This is a genomic window from Lysinibacillus sp. 10T31 (assembly GCF_056394365.1).
Genome location: NZ_JBFTHS010000028.1, coordinates 29,993 through 47,254 on the forward strand (window position 1 = coordinate 29,993; position 17,262 = coordinate 47,254).

General features: G+C 38.4%; 16 protein-coding genes. 3 read left to right on the top strand and 13 right to left on the bottom strand.

The genetic code is table 11. The annotated features are described in order from the left end of the window. Window positions 1–16 precede the first annotated feature (16 nt). The 6 genes from pfkA to AC1DCY_RS16745 all read right to left on the bottom strand — a co-directional run bounded on the left by pfkA (window position 17) and on the right by AC1DCY_RS16745 (window position 8,129). A complete protein-coding gene (pfkA, locus tag AC1DCY_RS16720; RefSeq protein WP_477351919.1) occupies window positions 17–976 on the bottom strand; it encodes a 6-phosphofructokinase in 960 nt (319 codons plus the stop codon). Window positions 977–1,253: 277 nt separating this feature from the next. Further along, a complete protein-coding gene (locus AC1DCY_RS16725) occupies window positions 1,254–2,210 on the bottom strand; it encodes an acetyl-CoA carboxylase carboxyltransferase subunit alpha (protein ID WP_477351921.1) in 957 nt (318 codons plus the stop codon). Next, the gene (accD, locus tag AC1DCY_RS16730) at window positions 2,203–3,051 is read right to left on the bottom strand and encodes an acetyl-CoA carboxylase, carboxyltransferase subunit beta (RefSeq protein ID WP_477351923.1); all 849 of its coding nucleotides are present in this window, start codon (window positions 3,049–3,051) and stop codon (window positions 2,203–2,205) included. The genes AC1DCY_RS16725 and accD overlap by 8 nt, the downstream gene beginning before the upstream one ends. A gap of 21 nt (window positions 3,052–3,072) precedes the next feature. Continuing rightward, complete coding sequence (locus tag AC1DCY_RS16735; protein WP_477351925.1) at window positions 3,073–3,714, bottom strand: FadR/GntR family transcriptional regulator; 642 nt, start codon at window positions 3,712–3,714, stop codon at window positions 3,073–3,075. Window positions 3,715–4,056: 342 nt separating this feature from the next. Next, window positions 4,057–7,140: a DNA polymerase III subunit alpha gene (dnaE, locus tag AC1DCY_RS16740; RefSeq protein ID WP_477351926.1), complete on the bottom strand. Its 3,084-nt coding sequence runs from the start codon at window positions 7,138–7,140 to the stop codon at window positions 4,057–4,059. Window positions 7,141–7,184: 44 nt separating this feature from the next. Beyond that, window positions 7,185–8,129, bottom strand: coding sequence for a DHH family phosphoesterase (locus AC1DCY_RS16745; RefSeq protein WP_477351928.1), 945 nt, complete (start codon window positions 8,127–8,129; stop codon window positions 7,185–7,187). Window positions 8,130–8,219: 90 nt separating this feature from the next. Between AC1DCY_RS16745 and AC1DCY_RS16750 the strand changes: the two genes are divergently transcribed. Continuing rightward, entirely contained in the window at window positions 8,220–8,525 is a 306-nt protein-coding gene (locus tag AC1DCY_RS16750; protein ID WP_477351930.1) for a YtpI family protein, read from the top strand. Window positions 8,526–8,692: 167 nt separating this feature from the next. On the opposite strand, the gene AC1DCY_RS16755 is transcribed toward AC1DCY_RS16750, so the two are convergent. Together AC1DCY_RS16755 and AC1DCY_RS16760 are read right to left on the bottom strand one after the other, a co-directional pair. Beyond that, window positions 8,693–10,000, bottom strand: coding sequence for a DRTGG domain-containing protein (locus AC1DCY_RS16755; RefSeq protein WP_477351932.1), 1,308 nt, complete (start codon window positions 9,998–10,000; stop codon window positions 8,693–8,695). A 152-nt stretch (window positions 10,001–10,152) separates the two neighbouring features. Then, on the bottom strand, window positions 10,153–10,836 hold the full coding sequence (locus AC1DCY_RS16760; protein ID WP_477351934.1) for a metal-dependent hydrolase: 684 nt from the start codon (window positions 10,834–10,836) through the stop codon (window positions 10,153–10,155). A 215-nt stretch (window positions 10,837–11,051) separates the two neighbouring features. Between AC1DCY_RS16760 and AC1DCY_RS16765 the strand changes: the two genes are divergently transcribed. Beyond that, the gene (locus AC1DCY_RS16765) at window positions 11,052–12,140 is read left to right on the top strand and encodes a M24 family metallopeptidase (RefSeq protein ID WP_477351936.1); all 1,089 of its coding nucleotides are present in this window, start codon (window positions 11,052–11,054) and stop codon (window positions 12,138–12,140) included. Here the strand turns inward: AC1DCY_RS16765 and AC1DCY_RS16770 are convergent. Both AC1DCY_RS16770 and ald read right to left on the bottom strand, forming a co-directional pair. Further along, complete coding sequence (locus AC1DCY_RS16770; RefSeq protein ID WP_477351938.1) at window positions 12,135–12,317, bottom strand: hypothetical protein; 183 nt, start codon at window positions 12,315–12,317, stop codon at window positions 12,135–12,137. The genes AC1DCY_RS16765 and AC1DCY_RS16770 overlap by 6 nt on opposite strands. Window positions 12,318–12,929: 612 nt before the next feature. After that, entirely contained in the window at window positions 12,930–14,045 is a 1,116-nt protein-coding gene (gene ald / locus AC1DCY_RS16775; RefSeq protein ID WP_477351940.1) for an alanine dehydrogenase, read from the bottom strand. 403 nt (window positions 14,046–14,448) lie between these two features. Between ald and AC1DCY_RS16780 the strand changes: the two genes are divergently transcribed. Then, window positions 14,449–14,898, top strand: coding sequence for a universal stress protein (locus AC1DCY_RS16780; protein WP_100544912.1), 450 nt, complete (start codon window positions 14,449–14,451; stop codon window positions 14,896–14,898). Here AC1DCY_RS16780 and AC1DCY_RS16785 read toward each other — a convergent pair. The 3 genes from AC1DCY_RS16785 to tpx form a co-directional block, all read right to left on the bottom strand. After that, complete coding sequence (locus tag AC1DCY_RS16785) at window positions 14,895–15,194, bottom strand: hypothetical protein (RefSeq protein ID WP_477351943.1); 300 nt, start codon at window positions 15,192–15,194, stop codon at window positions 14,895–14,897. The two genes, AC1DCY_RS16780 and AC1DCY_RS16785, sit on opposite strands and share 4 nt — an antisense overlap. A 462-nt stretch (window positions 15,195–15,656) precedes the next feature. Next, window positions 15,657–16,586 (bottom strand): class I SAM-dependent methyltransferase, encoded by a 930-nt coding sequence (locus AC1DCY_RS16790; RefSeq protein WP_477351945.1) that lies wholly within the window; start codon window positions 16,584–16,586, stop codon window positions 15,657–15,659. A gap of 89 nt (window positions 16,587–16,675) precedes the next feature. Continuing rightward, entirely contained in the window at window positions 16,676–17,179 is a 504-nt protein-coding gene (tpx, locus tag AC1DCY_RS16795; protein ID WP_477351947.1) for a thiol peroxidase, read from the bottom strand. Window positions 17,180–17,262: the final 83 nt, after the last annotated feature.

A 17,262-nucleotide genomic window follows, 5' to 3' on the forward strand; every position in this document is an offset into this window, starting at 1 on the left:
TCCGTTTTATAACAAATTATATTGATAGTTCTTTCATTAAAGTATATAAGCTTACATCTGCCTCATGATTTTTTTCGAAAGCCTCAGGCATATCATAGTCAATAACTTGATGATTGCGGATACCTACCGCCCTGCCAGACTTTCCTTCCATTAACAATTCAACTGCATGTGCACCGAATTGACTCGCTAGAACACGATCACGCGCAGTTGGTGAACCGCCGCGTTGGATATGTCCAAGAACAGAAACACGCGTTTCTTTTCCTGTTTTTTCATATAACAGTTTTGCCAATTCATTACCAGACATAACACCCTCAGCAACTATAATAATGCTATGCTTTTTCTCACGAGCTGCTCCACGGTCTAAGCGTGCCACAATTTCATCCAAATTATAATCTTCTTCTGGAATTAAAACTGTTTCAGCCCCAGCTGCAAGACCTGCCCATAAAGCAATGTCCCCTGCATCTCGCCCCATTACCTCAACTATAAAGGAATTTTCATGGGAAGTTGCTGTATCGCGGATTTTATCAATTGATTCCACGACCGTATTTAGTGCAGTATCGAATCCTATAGTATACTCGGTTCCAGGTACGTCGTTATCAATAGTTCCTGGTACGCCAACAACAGGAAAGCCTTTTTTCACTAAATCCATAGCTCCACGGTAAGAACCATCACCGCCAATAACGACCAGTCCTTCAATACCAGCTTCACGCATATTATCAATACCTCGCTGCTGAACAGCGTCTTCTTTAAATTCAGGACATCTTGCTGAATTTAAATTTGTACCACCACGTTGAATAATGCCACCTACTGAACCTAAATCGAGATTTTCCATATTACCTTTTATTAAGCCATCATAGCCATGCTTAATTCCGACAACATCAATTCCATGATATGCTGCTTTACGAACAACTGCACGAATGGCTGCATTCATTCCTGGCGCATCTCCACCACTTGTTAATACGGCAATTTTTTTCATTGTCGAACCTCCTGCAGATACTATTATTATTCACATTAACATGAAAAAACAAACTATGTAAGGGTTCTGAGGCTAGAAAAACATAACTTTTACATAAAAAATAAAAAGAATGCGCTTTCACACACTCTTTCTATCCGAAAACATCCTAAATTTAACATTTATTCAATATGTTTTAATTATTCTTCGCACTATTTACTCTAGGTTTTTTATTATTGTAAAACACAATTTTTAACTATTTTCGAGCAAATTTACATATCCAAAAACCTAATATTGTAATTTAAGCTTCTGTATATTGTCCAATCTTTCTGAATTTCTCATAACGATCCTCAATTAATTGTTCGCCATTTAAAGAATTCAATGCTTTTAGTGTGTCGCTTATACATTCTTTTATATAAAGTGCTTGCTTCGCTACATTGCGATGAGCTCCACCTGTTATTTCAGGGATAATTCCATCGATAACGCCAAGCTCTTTTAAGTCAGGTGCTGTTATACGCATTGCTTCGGCCGCTTGCTTTCCTAGGCTACCATCACGCCATAAAATCGATGCAGCTCCTTCTGGCGAGATAACCGAATACGTTGAGTTTTCTAACATAAAGACACGATTCGCTACACCTAATGCAATTGCACCTCCACTACCACCTTCTCCAATAACAATACTAATAACTGGCACTGTTAAGCCCGCCATTTCAACTAGATTTCTGGCAATCGCTTCACTTTGACCACGTTCCTCAGCAGCCTTACCGGGATAAGCACCTTTCGTATCAATAAAACAAATAATTGGTCGCTTAAATTTTTCGGCCTGCTTCATTAAACGTAATGCCTTACGATATCCTTCTGGATGTGGCATACCAAAATTCCGACGAATGTTTTCTTTAGTTGATTTTCCGCGTTGGTGTCCAACAATTGTTACTGGCTGACCTTCAAAAAGAGCAATCCCTCCAAGGATAGCCGCATCATCACCAAACGTGCGATCACCATGTAACTCAATAAAGTTTTCACACATAGCCTCTATATATTGTAATGTCGTTGGTCGTTCTGGATGTCTAGCAACCTGTACACGATCCCACGGCTTCATATTGGCATAAATGGATTGTTCTAACTGTGTTAGACGTGTTTCTAACGTTTCGATTTCGCCTGTCATATCTACATCTGCATCGGCAGCAATCGTTTTTAACTCATCAATTTTCTCACGTAATTGTACTACTGGTTCTTCAAAAGCTAAATTTTTAGACATGTTGCACGCCGCCTTTCGTATGCATTTTTACAAGCACTGCTACTTGGTTTCGTAAATCTTTTCGATGGAAGATGGCATCAAGCTGACCATGAGCTAATAAAAATTCTGCCGTTTGGAAATCACTTGGCAGTTTTTCTCTTACTGTTTCTTCAATGACACGGCGACCAGCAAAGCCAATCAATGCTTGTGGTTCAGCAATATTAATATCTCCAACAGAGGCAAAGCTTGCAGAAACGCCACCTGTTGTAGGATGCGTCAAGATAGAAATAAACAATAGTCCTTCACCGCTATGGCGTTTTAATGCCACACTCGTTTTTGCCATTTGCATTAATGATAGAATACCTTCTTGCATGCGCGCTCCACCACTAGCAGTAAAGATAATAAATGGTAGACGTAATTCAGTAGCTTTTTCAACGGCGAGTGTGATTTTTTCTCCGACAACTGAGCCCATTGAGCCCATACGGAAATGAGAATCCATAATTGCTACAACAATTTCTTCTCCGTCCAGGGTACCTAACCCAGTCAGCACAGCTTCGCTTAATCCAGTTTTTTGTTGATCCGCTGAAATTTTTTCAACATAAGCAGGGAAATTGAGTGGGTTACTTGTTTGTAAATGATCGTCCATTGAAACAAATGAACCTTCATCTAAAAAATCTGCTACTCGCTCCTGCGCTGTCATTTTGAAATGATGGTCACATTTTGAACATACTTTATGATTTTTTTCTAATTCCTTCGTTAATTGAATATGACGGCATTCTGGACATTTTGTCATAAGTCCTTCTGGAAATCCCTTTTCTTGTCCATCCTCTTTCTTTTTAGTAAATAGGCTGCGAATTGCCATGTTTGACTCCCCCTTTATTGTCTAATTACTTCGTACAGTCTTCATCCACTGCTCGTAAGCTTTTAATGCTTCTTTTTCATAGCCTAGTTGCATCGATTTCAACATAGTTTGAATGATTAATTTTTCTTCTTCTGTTGAGTTTCGATTTAAACGGTCACCGTCATAAACTGCTAACTGAAACCATACTTTTAGTGAAAGACGATTTCCTGACGTGATTATTATTTCCCGTAAAACATCCAGACAATTAATCGTACCTTCTATCTCTAGCTTTACAAAAAAACTGTCCCACACAGGTAGTGTTCGCAGAGTCTCTGTACAACTTATTACGCGAATAGCTTCCTTTTCATGAATTTGTCGCGTTAATTCGACATCCTTTTTTGATTTTTCATCTTCTAATATAAACATCGACAGTATTTCTACGAGCTGATGCTTTTGTGTGGAAGCTAGGAATGTACCTCCCCCATGTTTCGTTTCAATAAGACCTAACAATTCTAAGCTTCGCAATGCCTCTCTCACGGAGGATCGCCCGACACCTAGACGTTCTGAAAGGACTCGTTCGGAAGGGAGCTTTTCACCAGCCTGTATTTTTTCTGTTTTAATAAGTTGTCGTAATTGCTGGACGATATCTAAAAACACTTTCTTTTGTTCGGTTTTTTTATCCATACGATCAACTCCTCGTTCTATCAATTTCGCCTTGGCCTAATTGTAGCTTTCGCACAGAAAAACATTCGTTGCTGTCGCTTCGCTTTCGCACAGAAAAACATTCGTTGCTGTCGCTTCGCTTTTGCTCAGATAATCAATGCGTCCAAAGGTTTTATCTTCATTCAGTAAGTGTTTGGATACCTAACTAAATCCATCATCTTCAGAAGATGGCGTCTCCTACCGAATGAAGAAAAAAGTGGTCTGGCCACTTTTCAACATTGACTCTAGCTTACAAAATAATTATTAAAAAGTAAAGAAAAAACTGCATAAAAATTTATGCAGTTTCTAAAATTTTCTTCAATTTCATATTCTTTTCGTCGTCTGTGCATGTTTTACTTTCACTTGAGGTTTACCAAAGCGCCTTTCAAGCGTTCCCTCAATGTAAAGCAATTCATCTTCGAGTAACAGCTCTTGAACAAGATGAAAAACTTGCGGGAATAAGGTTACAGATACCGTTCCAAACTCATCCTGAAGCTGAACAAAGGCCATTTGCTCACCTTTTTTTGTGCGTATTTTTTTTACTTCTTCTATCATGCCAATCATTTTTACATACGTTCCCTCACGAGCATGCTTCAACTCTCGGCACGTACTATTTACTTCATTCCAAAAAGCTCTTTCCTCTGAGACCGGATGTGCTGAAATATAAAAACCAAGACTTTCCTTTTCATGAAGTAATTTTTCCTTTTGTGGCATCGCATCCGCTTCCATATACTTCGGCTTACCAAAACTAAAGGCAGTAGCCGATTCTATATCAATATCCTCAGTTGGTCTTAGCAGTTCAGCTTGCTTTAAGGCTGCCTCCAATGTTGCTATTAGAACAGCACGATCTTTACCTATATAATCAAGGGCCCCAGCAAAAATTAAAGACTCCATTACTTTTGGTTTAAAATGCTGTGCACTTAAAGCAACTGCCAAGTCAAATAGATTATCAAATGCTTTTGCATTCGTTTGGCGTAAGGCATTCACTGTCTCTATAAATGTATGAGGTACTCCCTTTATTCCGGATAAACTATAGCGAATTCCATCCTTTTCAACAGTAAAAAATTTTGTACTCTGTTTTAATGAAGGTGGATAAAATGGAATCCCCTTTTCTTTCGCCTCACTCACAACCTGTAGGATTTTCTCCACATTTCCTGTTGCATTTGATAAAAGTGCTGTATAAAAGCTTTGTGGGAAATGTGCCTTTAAATAAGCCATTTGGTAGGAAATAACGCTATATGCGACAGCATGGCTTTTAGGGAAACCATAATCTGCAAAGCGCACAATTAATGCATATACTTCTTCTGCCACATGAACGTCAAAGCCTTGCTTCATTGCTCCCTTTACAAATGCGGCACGTTGCTCCTCTAATACTTGACGATTTTTCTTACTTACCGCCCGACGCAATAAATCTGCTTGTCCCATCGTAAAACCAGCCATCACCGAAGCAATTTGCATGATCTGTTCTTGATAAACTATGACACCAAACGTCTCTCGTAAAATGGGTTCTAAAGCTGGATGTAGCATAGTAACCGATTCCCTACCTGCTTTTCTTCTTGCATATACAGGAATAAAATCCATCGGACCAGGGCGATACAATGCGTTAACTGCTACTATATCTAAAAAATGATTGGGATGAATATCACGTAAAGCTTGCTTCATACCTTCCGATTCTAATTGGAAAATCCCTAATGTATCTCCCGTTTGAAGAAGTTTAAATGTCTTTTCATCCTGCATTGGAATAAGCTCAAACTCTATCCAAGGACCACCCGCTTTATAAATTGACCAACGTATCTGCTCTAAAATTGTCAGGTTGCGCAAACCTAAAAAGTCCATTTTTACAAGTCCACTAGCTTCTACATCGCCCATTGGCCATTGCGTACAATATATTCCATCATGCCCTTCTTCAATCGGTATCGTATTAACTAATGGTGAAGGTGACAGTACAATCCCAGCAGCATGAGTAGAAGAATTTCTTGGCAACCCTTCAAGTTTTAACGCCACTTCAAACCAGCGACGATGTTTTTCATCCTCAGCTAGCCAGCCTTGTAAACCTTGTGATTCGGACAGTGCTTTTTGCAATGTTATCCCAGGTTTATTTGGAATCATTTTCGAAATTTTCTCCAATGTTTCAGCGTCAAAACCAAAAACACGGGCAACATCTCTAGCAACTGCCTTAGCAGATAAAGTGCCAAACGTAATAATTTGCGCTACATTTGCCTTTCCATATTTCTGAGCGACATATTGGATAACTTTTTGTCTTTTACTGTCGACAAAATCGATATCTATATCTGGCAGAGTAACACGTTCAGGATTTAAAAATCGTTCAAATAATAAGCCGTAAACTAATGGATCTACTTGCGTAATAGATAAACTATAAGCCACAAGAGAACTCGCTGAAGAACCACGACCAGGACCTGTTAAAATACGATTTTCTTTAGCAAAATGCATAAAATCTGCAACAATTAAAAAATAATCTGCAAAGCCCATTGAACAAATAATTTCAAGCTCATATTGAAGTCGCTCCCGATAAACTTGAGGAATTTCAGTTTGCTTTAAACGTTCTGTCAATCCTGCAAAAGCCTCTTCGACAAGCAAGCTTTCGGCCGTTTCCCCTGTTGGCACAGGAAATTTAGGCATTTGAACGTGCATTTCAGGAATTTCCGCAGTACAGCTAGCTAGCATCGTTGCACTAGACTCAAGCCATTCTGGATGATCAGTAAACCAACTTTGCCATTCTTCTTTCGTTGGAGCGAAATAACCTTGTAAATGAGTTGATAACATTGTACCGGTAAGCTTGTCACCTGAATCTATCGCTCTTGCAACCTCAAAGGCAAAATGGTCTTCTGGACGTAAAAAATAGCAGCTCTGAGAGGCAACCATCGTTATGTTCATAGTTTCACACCATGCTACATATGTTTTTTCTTGTTCAGCTATTATTCCTGCAGGTCTTGCTATACCCATAAATAAACGCTTACCAAATACCTTATTTAGAGCACTTACTACTTCAGACCAATCCTCAATTTCTATTAAGTCATCCGAAGAAAGTAAGGCCACACAGCCCGCTGCATATCCTTCAAGCCATTTCCAAGGAAGTGCATCGTCCTCTCGAATTGAAACTGCGCTACTAATCTTTAAAAGATGCTGATAGCCTTCTTGGGTCTGCGCATATAGCACAAGTGGAACTTTTCTTTCTTGCCACTGTACATTTATAGTGAGCCCTAATACAGCATGAATATTCGCTTGCTGCAATGCTTTACAAAAAGGCAAAAGCCCGTACAATTTTGAATTGACGATTGCACAGGCCTGAGTATTTTGCTCTTGTAAAAAAGGGATCAATTGTTCAAGCCGAATCGTACTTTTCAATAAATCCGCACTCGTATGCATTTTCGTGTATACATGTGTCAAATGAATCCCTTCCTTTCTAAGTTTCGATTAATAAAGCAACCGATTTATTGATACGCCTTACAAATTTCCTGTAATCGCGTTATAACACGCTCTGCTTCTTCCCATGAGTAAGCTGTAGCCCCAGAAGCGAGCGGATGTCCACCACCGTTAAATTCCTTCGCCAAAGTGTTAATAATAGGGCCTTTTGAACGTAAACGCACACGAATCTGATCGGCCTCTTCAATGAAGACCACCCAAGCACAAATATCTTTCACACTTCCAAGACAACCGACTAACAAGGACGCCTCTGACGGTACAACATTGAATTCTGCTAGCAATTCCTTTGTCAGCTTGATACGTGCTGCTCCATACTCATCCATTTTGAAATTTTGATAAATATAGCCCTGTAAATTTAAAAGCTTTTGTTCCATTTCATACATTCCATCGAAAATTTGATTTCGATCAAAATTATATGTAATAAGCTCTCCTGCAATTTTAAACGTTTTTACGGTCGTGCTAGGGAATTGGAAACGTCCTGTATCCCCTACAATACCAGCAAATAATAATCTTGCGGAAGCATCAGATAAAATCCAATTTGCTACTTGTTTTCCTTCTTCAAAAAGCTCATAAATCATTTCACTACAAGAGCTCGCATTCGTATCCACCCACAGTAAATCACCATACGGATCATCATTTGGATGGTGATCTATTTTAATGATCATTTTACCCTTTGTATAGCGTTGATCGTCCACCCGTTCAGTATTTGCCGTATCAGTCACAATAACTAAAGCATCGTCGTATATATCATCTGTAATGTTATCTGGATTTGCTAAAAATGATAAAGATTCATCATGCTCACCTACTGCAAAAACCCTCTTTTCCGGATAATTTGCTAAAATAAGCTCTTTTAACCCTTGCTGAGATCCATAAGCGTCTGGATCTGGACGCACATGGCGATGAATAACGATTGTTTCATATGAAGCAATTGTGTCGATGATTTGTCTTTTCAAATTAATTTCCCCCAATTTGATAGTAATAACCGTTAGCATTTTTCTTCAATAATCGTTACAATAATGACTAGTTATGCTAGGAGGTTTACTATGCTCAATTTAATATTTGTGTTTGCAATAATCATATCATTTGTTTTTTATTTTTATTTTAAAACAAAACAGTTTCGTTCTTCATTACCAATCGCTAAAAATTGGTACAAAAGTAAAGCGAATGTAAGCTTTGGTGCATTTATTCTTTTATTTGGTTTAAACCAAGCCTATTTATTCCCTGGGTTATATACATTTATTATTGTAGCAATTCTTGTCGTTTTAGGCATCTTTGTTGTAATTGAAAATATAAAAAGAGTTCGTCACTACGGTCAATTTGTTGACGAGGAGTACCGAATTAACCAATGAATAATTACGCCTCGGCATAATTGCCGCTGACGCTTCGCTTTCGCGCAGATAAACAATGCGTCTGGAATCGGCTTTGTGCTTAAGCCTGCGTGATACAGGTCAGTTAGCCGAAAAAAGTGAAAGGGATGGTCTAGCATTTACCCTAGACCATCCCTTTTTGTGTTTTCTTAACGTTCTAGTAGCTGGAACATCATCATTGCCTTCCCAACAAGCATTTGTTGATTAAACACTTCGAAGTCCATTTTCACAAACTTACGACTCATGTCTAATATTCGAGGCTTTACAGTAAGTGTACTTTCCATTTGCACAGGCTTGATAAAATAAATCGTCATGTTTTCGGCAACGGCATCTCCACGTTTACGGCGTTTTAATGCGAATGAGCCAACTTCTGCTAACAAAGTTGTAAATGCTCCATAAGAAATTGCCCCATATTGGTTTGTCATTTGAGGTGTTACTTTAAATTCTACGATTAATTCTTCATCGCCAAGCACCTTCATCTCGTTTTTGACTAAATCATCAATCGTTTCACCATGCTGTGGCTGTCTTTGAGCAAGCTGAAGCGCTTTTAGTACATCTTGTCGACTAATCACACCTTGCAAAATATTGTCATCATCGACAATTGGTAATAGGTCAATCCCTTCCCAAATCATACGATGTCCTGCAGAAGCAACACTCATTTTCATCGATCCAGCAATCGGATTTTTTGTCATAACCTTATCAATAAGCTCGTTTTCTTCTCGACCAATAACGTCTTTTACGGTAATCATCCCAACAAGCTTATTGTTTGCTGTAACAACAGGAAATGCACCATGAGTTGTTCGTTCATTTAGCTTTTGGAAATGATGAATTGTTTCATCATTTCGAAGAACAGAAGTATCCGTCATCGGCACAAAAATATCTTCAATAAATAAAATATCTTTTTTGATTAACTGGTCATAAATTGCACGATTAATCATTGTTGCCACGGTAAAGGTATCATAGCTTGTTGAAATGATTGGTAGGTCCAAGGAATCTGCGAGTAACTTGTTTTCCTCAGTTGTATCAAAGCCGCCTGTAATTAAAACAGCAGCACCAGCACGCAATGCATTTTCATGTGCTTTAATACGGTTACCAACGATGAGCAAGCTTCCTGCATCTGTATAACGCATCATATCCTCTAACTGCATGGCACCAATAACAAATTTCGTTAACGTTTTATGTAAACCTGTTTTTCCACCTAAAACTTGGCCGTCTATAATGTTAACGATTTCAGCGAAAGTTAATCGCTCAATATTTTCTTTCTTTTTCTTCTCAATACGAATTGTTCCAACACGTTCAATAGAGCTTACTAAACGGCGATTTTCCGCTTCTTTAATGGCACGGTATGCCGTTCCTTCACTCACCTGCATTTCCTTTGCAATTTGACGTACTGAAATTTTATCACCCACAGGTAATGATTCGATGTATTGTAAAATTCTCTCATGTTTTGTAGACAAAATATCACCTATTTCTCAAGCATCAAATTCTGCTCTTAGTGTACCATATTTTTTATAAAAATATTTAATATAAAGTGATAATTTGTTTTACTTTTCCCATCGTTTCAACTACGCACGTGGTGCCAACTCATATAGTACAGCAGTGTCACTGATTAGGAACAGTTTACTTTTTCACCTACTTTTAAAATTTGAACCTCTGCATTTTGCACTAAATCTGCAAAAATTTGTGGATCCTGCTCGATTGGAGGAAATGTATTATAATGGATTGGTACGACAATTTTCGGCTTCAAAAATGAAACTGCACAAGCCGCATCCTCTGGGCCCATCGTGAAATTGTCACCAATCGGTAAAAATGCAATATCAATAGGATGGCGTTCTCCAATTAATTTCATATCACTAAACAAAGCTGTATCCCCTGCATGATAAATCGTTAATCCTTCGATAAATAATAAAATTCCAGCAGGCATGCCCATATAAATAATTTCATTATTTTCTGTTACATACGACGAACCGTGGAACGCTTGAGTAAACTTCACTTTACCAAAATCAAATTCCTTAGCTCCTCCTATATGCATTGGATGCGCTTTCACTCCTTGCCAAGAAATCCAATTTGCTAGCTCATTTGGTGCAATGACAAGCGCATCTTTTTTCTTTGCAAGCTCCACTGTATCACCGACATGATCATTATGGCCATGTGTAAGTAAAATAATATCTGGCGCTTCATCAGCAACGTTTAAATCTGTTAGTCCATTCCCATTAATGAATGGATCTATCAATATTGTTTTCCCATTTGATTGAATTTTGACAACAGAATGACCATGATAACTAATTTCCATAAAAGTTTCCTCCCTGCGGTACTTAATTGTTCTACATCATTTTTTATTCGCTATCCATGCGATTTTTCCCTTTTTTTGATATGCTAGTACAGAGAATAATAGATTCTTTCCCAACAAAAATCAATTTCGCCTTAGCGAAATTGCATGCTGGGTAGGCTATAAATTTAGCCAATCAGGTGGGGATTTTTTCAATCAATAATGAGGAGGAACTGTGTATGTCAAAGGTTAAAGAAATTCAAAACTATTTACAACAAAACCAAATTGATGCCGCTTTCGTAACGACACCAGACAATGTTTTTTACGTTTCAGGCTTTAAAAGTAATCCGCATGAGAGATTACTTGGCGTGATGATTTTTAAAGAGGCAGAACCTTTTTTAATTTGCCCCAAAATGGAAATCCCAGATGCGAAAGAAGCAGGTTGGTCTTATGAGGTCATCGGTCACCAAGATACTGAAAATTCAATGGAAGTTCTTGCCCAAGCGATAAAAGCTCGTAATGTTAACCCACAAACGTTTGCTATTGAAAAAGCTCAGCTCATCGTAGAGCGTTTAGAAGCCTTACAACAATCATTCCCGCAGGCAAGTTTTGTTCGTCTCGACGAAAAAATCAATGCTATGCGAGTAATTAAAGATGAAAATGAATTAGAAAAATTACGTAAAGCTGCAGAACTAGCTGACTATGCTATTGAAATCGGCTGTAAAGAAATTGCTGAAGGCAAAACAGAAATGGAAATCTTAACAGCGATAGAAAGTGCTATTCAGGATAAAGGCTGCAAGATGTCCTTTGAAACAATGGTATTGAGCGGTCCAAAAACAGCCTCTCCACACGGTAACCCAGGTGCTCGAAAAATAGAAAAAGGCGATATGATATTATTCGACCTTGGCGTAATTTACGACGGTTATTGTTCTGACATTACTCGTACGGTTGCCTTTGGTGAACCTAGTGAGGCACAAAAGGAAATCTACAACACAGTACTAGCGGCTAATACAAATGCAATTGCAGCAGTAAAACCAGGTGTTCGCGCAATGGATTTAGATAAAATCGCTCGTGATACTATTACTGACGCAGGCTATGGCGAATACTTCACACATCGACTTGGTCATGGACTCGGCATTTCTGTACATGAATTCCCTTCTGTTACAGGCGCAAACGAAATGACTATGGCGGAAGGCATGGTCTTCACAATTGAACCAGGTGTCTATAAATCTGATGTGACAGGTGTCCGTATTGAAGATGATGTAGTCGTAACAAAAGACGGGGTAGAAGTACTAACAAAATTCCCGAAAGATTTGATTGTACTATAAGTTTATTGAAGCATATAGAAAAGGAAGCAACCAACATGATGCTTCCTTTTTTAGTGTAAAGTATAGCTTTCGGCAAAACGAGGGGTTGATTTCCGTTCCAACTGGGCGCTTTCCTGGGGGCGTCCGATGAGCCGCTTCGCTGCGCTGCAGGGTCTCATCTGTGACGCTGATCCCCAAGGAGTCGCCCAGTCTCCACTCCAATCAACTACTTCACATAGTGTGTATCTTCTGGCAGGGCACTCTAATTTATAGTTATAAAAAACTAGAGCAAATATTTTTTGTGCGAAAGCGTAGCGACAGCACCAATTTTTTTATGTTCGAAAGCGCAGTGCTAACGTAGCTGCAGCACAAGATGTTTTTTTGTGTGAAAGCGAAGCATTAGCAACTACAGGTGTACAATTACGTCCCTGTTATAAGTCGTCATAGTGTTCACTTTTAAAATGGATAGAAGTTATACACTATCGCCGATTGGAGTGGAAGGCTACTCGACTCCCGTGGGAAAGCGAGACAGGCGAGACCCTGCACGGAGCGAATGTTTTCCGTGCGAAAGCGTAGCGGCAACAACAAATGTTTTATCTGTGCGAAAGCGTAGCGGCAGCAACAAATGTTTTATCTGTGCGAAAGCGTAGCGGCAGCAACAAATGTTTTATCTGTGCGAAAGCGTAGCGGCAGCAACAAAGCGAGTAGCCTGGAAAGAAATCAACCCTCGTTTTGTTAAGAGCCATGGTTCTTCAACAACACAAAAGGAAGCACCCATAATTAAATATGGTGCTTCCTTTATTATGTTTCTTATTGAATTAACTCATCAACATTTACATATGGCAAACCTTGAGAATCTGCAACAGCCTTGTAAACAAGATGTCCATCTATAGTATTAACACCTTTTTTCAGTGCAGCATTTTCAACACATGCTTGTCTGTAACCCTTATTCGCAATTTGAAGTGCATAAGGAATTGTATTATTTGTTAAAGCAATTGTTGATGTACGTGGTACAGCTCCTGGCATATTCGCTACTGCATAATGCACAACTCCGTGTTTTACATAAGTTGGATCATCATGTGTCGTCACTCGATCAGATGACTCAAAAATACCACCTTGGTCAATAGCAATATCGACTACTACTGAACCTGATTGCATTGACTTAATCATTTCCTCAGAAACAAGCTTTGGTGCTTTAGCTCCAGGAATTAAAACTGCCCCAACTACTAAATCTGAGTTTTTCACTGATTCTGCAATATTATAAGGATTAGACATTAATGTTTGAACATCACGGCCAAATAAATCTTCTAATTGACGTAAACGCTCTGGGCTTAAATCAATAACCGTTACATCAGCACCCATTCCGACAGCTATTTTCGCCGCATTAGTTCCAGCGATACCGCCACCGATCACAGTAACTTTACCGCGTGGTACACCTGATACGCCTCCTAGTAAAATACCTTTACCTTCATGGTTTTTCTCTAAGAATTGTGCACCAATTTGCGTTGCCATTTTACCAGCAACTTCACTCATTGGTGTTAAAAGTGGTAAGGAACCATTTGCTAATTGCACTGTTTCATATGCAATGCCTACAACTTTTTTATTTAAAAGTGCCTGCGTTAATTCAAGCTCTGGCGCTAAATGTAAATAAGTAAATAAGATTTGACCTTCATAGAAGTAATCGTATTCTGATGCTACGGGTTCCTTTACTTTCATAATCATTTCTTGTGCCCATGCTTCTTTTGCTGTCTCAACAATTTGAGCACCTGAAGCAACGTAGTCTGCATCTGTAAAGCTTGAACCTAAACCTGCTCCAGATTCAATGTACACTTCATGGCCTGCATTTGTTAATGTAACAACCCCTGCTGGTGTCATAGCTACACGATTTTCATTGTTTTTAATCTCTTTTGGAATACCAATCTTCATCTTCCCTATCCCCTTCCATTACATAAAAAATAAGCACATTTTGTTACATACTCTTTGATGTATTGATGCACCCCTTGCATTTCCATATTACCAAACATAAACAAAAAATGCTTTAATTAAAATAATAATAGATAAAATTCCTAATATTCTCACAATGATAAATATCCCAATTAACAAGGAGGTAATTTTCCAACATGCAAAAATATAGGGTTATTATTGATCGAAAATAGATTTCCTGAAGAAAATGCCACGTAAGTAACAAAAAATATGCTTGCGATAGTAATATTTATTTTGTTTGTGAATGAAAATGCCTTCACTTTTTCACATTTTTTCTTCCGGAAAGTATTTCCTTTAGAAAATCATTTGGTATAATCAACATATACAAATCTGGGAGGTAATTCAAATGGCTAATAAATATAAAAGCATTGTAGTTGCAGTAGACGGATCTAAGGAAGCTGAATACGCTTTCCGTAAATCGATTGACGTAGCAAAACGTAACGAAGGTGCTGTATTAAATTTAGTAAATGTTATTGACACACGTTCATTCGCTGCAATCGAAGCATACGACCGTTCAATTGCTGAGCGTGCTCAAGCATTCTCTGAAGAGCTATTAAATGGTTACAAAAAACAAGCTGAAGAAGAAGGCTTAACAAATGTTAACCTAGTAATTGAATACGGCTCACCAAAAAATATCATTACAAAAGAGCTTTCTAAAATTGTAGACGCAGACTTAATTATCTGTGGTGCAACTGGTCTAAATGCAGTAGAACGCTTCTTAATCGGTTCAGTATCTGAAGCAATTGTACGCTCAGCTAAATGTGACGTACTTGTAATCCGTACACCTGAAATTTAATTTTGTCTTACATAAAAGGTATCCAAATTTGGATACCTTTTTCTTATTGTTGAAAAACTTATGTCACTGAGATTAAAGTGTTCTATTAAATAAGGTATGGCTCTCAGGCAATAACGAGAGGTTGATTTCCGTTCCGACTGAGCGCTTTGTAGCTGTCGCTTTGCTTTCGCTACAGATAAAACATTTGCCGCTGACACTTCGCTTTCGCGCAGAGCAGAGCTTCCTGGGGACGTCCGATGAGCCGCTTCACTCGCGTTGCTCGCTCCAGGGTCTCGGGCCAACAGGATGTTGGTCACGAAGGCGTTATCACAGGACGTGATGCTTTTAGCCTTCGTTCCTCTATATAGCTAATCCCCAAGGTGTCGCCCAGTCGTAACGAAGATCAACCAATTAACTTAAATGTATCTTCTGGCACGCCATAAAAGAAACTTCAGCAGTAGGTCTGTGCGAAAGCTATGCGACAGCAATATTTGGGTAAAAACGTAGTGCTAAACAGCTGCAACAACAACATATGTTTTTTGTGCAAAATTGAAGTAGAAAAATAATCAAATCTATCCATTTATAATTTAGGCTGAATCTTTTTTAGCTTTTTATTATAGTTAATACTATTTTGGATTAAGCTTTTCACCTATTCTACGATGTGGGACCATTGATTTTAGTGCAAAGTGGAGATTTAGGTGATAATCAACGGTTGTTCATTGATACATATTTTATTAGCGACAAACAAAAAGGTATCCTATTTTGGATACCTTTTTTACTTATTTCCCTTCTTGCCACATCTTCACTTTTTCAAAGAACATAGCAAGAGCTTGTTTATTTTGCATGTTTGGTACTTTTGCTAACAGTACCTCTTTTGGAGCTTTGAATTCCGTACCTTGCTTTTGCAAAATGACAATGCTCTTTTCCAGTGCTTTATTGGCGAACATTGTATCTGGCAATTGAATAATCGCCTGAATCCAAACATGCTTTTGAATGTATTTATGCAGTTGTTTTGACTGCTCAGATTCAAAGAGATGGGTTGGTGCTAAGAAAAATAAGTAGCCTCCATCCTTCGTGTAATTAATGGACTGCTCAATAAATAAGTGATGTGCATAACTCATTCCTTCTGAAGCGCATAGTTCATAATCTAATGCGACATCTTCATTCGGATAATATCCTACCGGTAAATCACAAACAACAGCATCTGCTGGATTTACTAATAGGTCTTGTAAAGCATCTTGACGGAATAAGGAAACTGGCTGCTCTGTCAAATCAGCTGTAGCAGCAGCTATACGAATAAGTAGCTCATCAACCTCTACACCTGTTGCTTCTGTTTTTCCGTCTAATAAATTCATAACTGTTAATAGTAAATTCCCCGTACCTACTGCTGGATCTAAAATAGATATTTTTTCTGTTTCTAGACGCTCCGCAAATAGTTGCTCCACAAAATAACCAACTAATAACCCAAGAGTATCAGGTGTCATTTGGTGATTCGGCTGAGAGCCTTTTCGCATCCCCTTTAAAACAGCAATTTGAATCGCTTTGCGCACATCTTCCTTTGTAGCACCGTCTTGTGAAAAATTAACTTCCCCATCTAGCCATGCCTCTAAGCCATCTAAAATACCCTCTAGCAATGTAACATTATGTTCTTTTTCTATCTTTTCAGCATGTTCATTTAGCATACCAAATAACTTTTCGATATTTTCCATACACAACTTCCTTTCACGCAGAAAAGAGCCGTGACAAAAACTTGTCACAGCCCCTTTGTCTAGTAATATCTTAGCCTAAAATCAATAAATTATGCTAGTGTTTTGACAGCTGCAATTGCCGCTTCATAGTTTGGATGGTCTGTTGCTTCAGGAACATATTCCACATATGTCACTTTGTCATTTGCATCCACAACAAACACCGCACGTGTTAGAAGGCGTAATTCTTGGATGTAGACACCATATGCTTCACCAAATGAAAGGTCACGGTGATCTGATACTGTTTGAACAGCATCAATGCCTGCTGCACCACACCAACGTTTTTGAGCAAATGGTAGGTCAACAGATACTGTATAGATAACTACATTGTCACCTAAGTTTGCTGCTTCTTCATTAAAACGACGTGTTTGTGCATCACAAACACCAGTATCTAATGATGGTACAACGCTAAATAAACGAATTTTCCCCTCTGAATCTTTTAATGTAACAGGTGATAAATCATTCGCTAATACAGTAAAGTCTGGTGCTTTGTCTCCAACTTTTACTTCGTTACCTATAAGTGTTACTGGACCATTTTTAAATGTTACTTGTGCCATATAAACGCCTCCTAATCTTCATATGTACATAATATTACTAAATGGAGGGAATTAATTGCAACTGAGACAGCTCATTAAAATAA

Excerpts from the sequence above, each read along its gene's own strand:
- pfkA (WP_477351919.1), bottom strand. The coding sequence starts at position 976 with ATGAAAAAAATTGCCGTATTAACAAGTGGTGGAGATGCGCCAGGAATG.
- AC1DCY_RS16725 (WP_477351921.1), bottom strand. The coding sequence starts at position 2,210 with ATGTCTAAAAATTTAGCTTTTGAAGAACCAGTAGTACAATTACGTGAG.
- accD (WP_477351923.1), bottom strand. The coding sequence starts at position 3,051 with ATGGCAATTCGCAGCCTATTTACTAAAAAGAAAGAGGATGGACAAGAA.
- AC1DCY_RS16735 (WP_477351925.1), bottom strand. The coding sequence starts at position 3,714 with ATGGATAAAAAAACCGAACAAAAGAAAGTGTTTTTAGATATCGTCCAG.
- AC1DCY_RS16750 (WP_477351930.1), top strand. The coding sequence starts at position 8,220 with ATGCTCAATTTAATATTTGTGTTTGCAATAATCATATCATTTGTTTTT.
- AC1DCY_RS16760 (WP_477351934.1), bottom strand. The coding sequence starts at position 10,836 with ATGGAAATTAGTTATCATGGTCATTCTGTTGTCAAAATTCAATCAAAT.
- AC1DCY_RS16765 (WP_477351936.1), top strand. The coding sequence starts at position 11,052 with ATGTCAAAGGTTAAAGAAATTCAAAACTATTTACAACAAAACCAAATT.
- ald (WP_477351940.1), bottom strand. The coding sequence starts at position 14,045 with ATGAAGATTGGTATTCCAAAAGAGATTAAAAACAATGAAAATCGTGTA.
- AC1DCY_RS16780 (WP_100544912.1), top strand. The coding sequence starts at position 14,449 with ATGGCTAATAAATATAAAAGCATTGTAGTTGCAGTAGACGGATCTAAG.
- AC1DCY_RS16790 (WP_477351945.1), bottom strand. The coding sequence starts at position 16,586 with ATGGAAAATATCGAAAAGTTATTTGGTATGCTAAATGAACATGCTGAA.
- tpx (WP_477351947.1), bottom strand. The coding sequence starts at position 17,179 with ATGGCACAAGTAACATTTAAAAATGGTCCAGTAACACTTATAGGTAAC.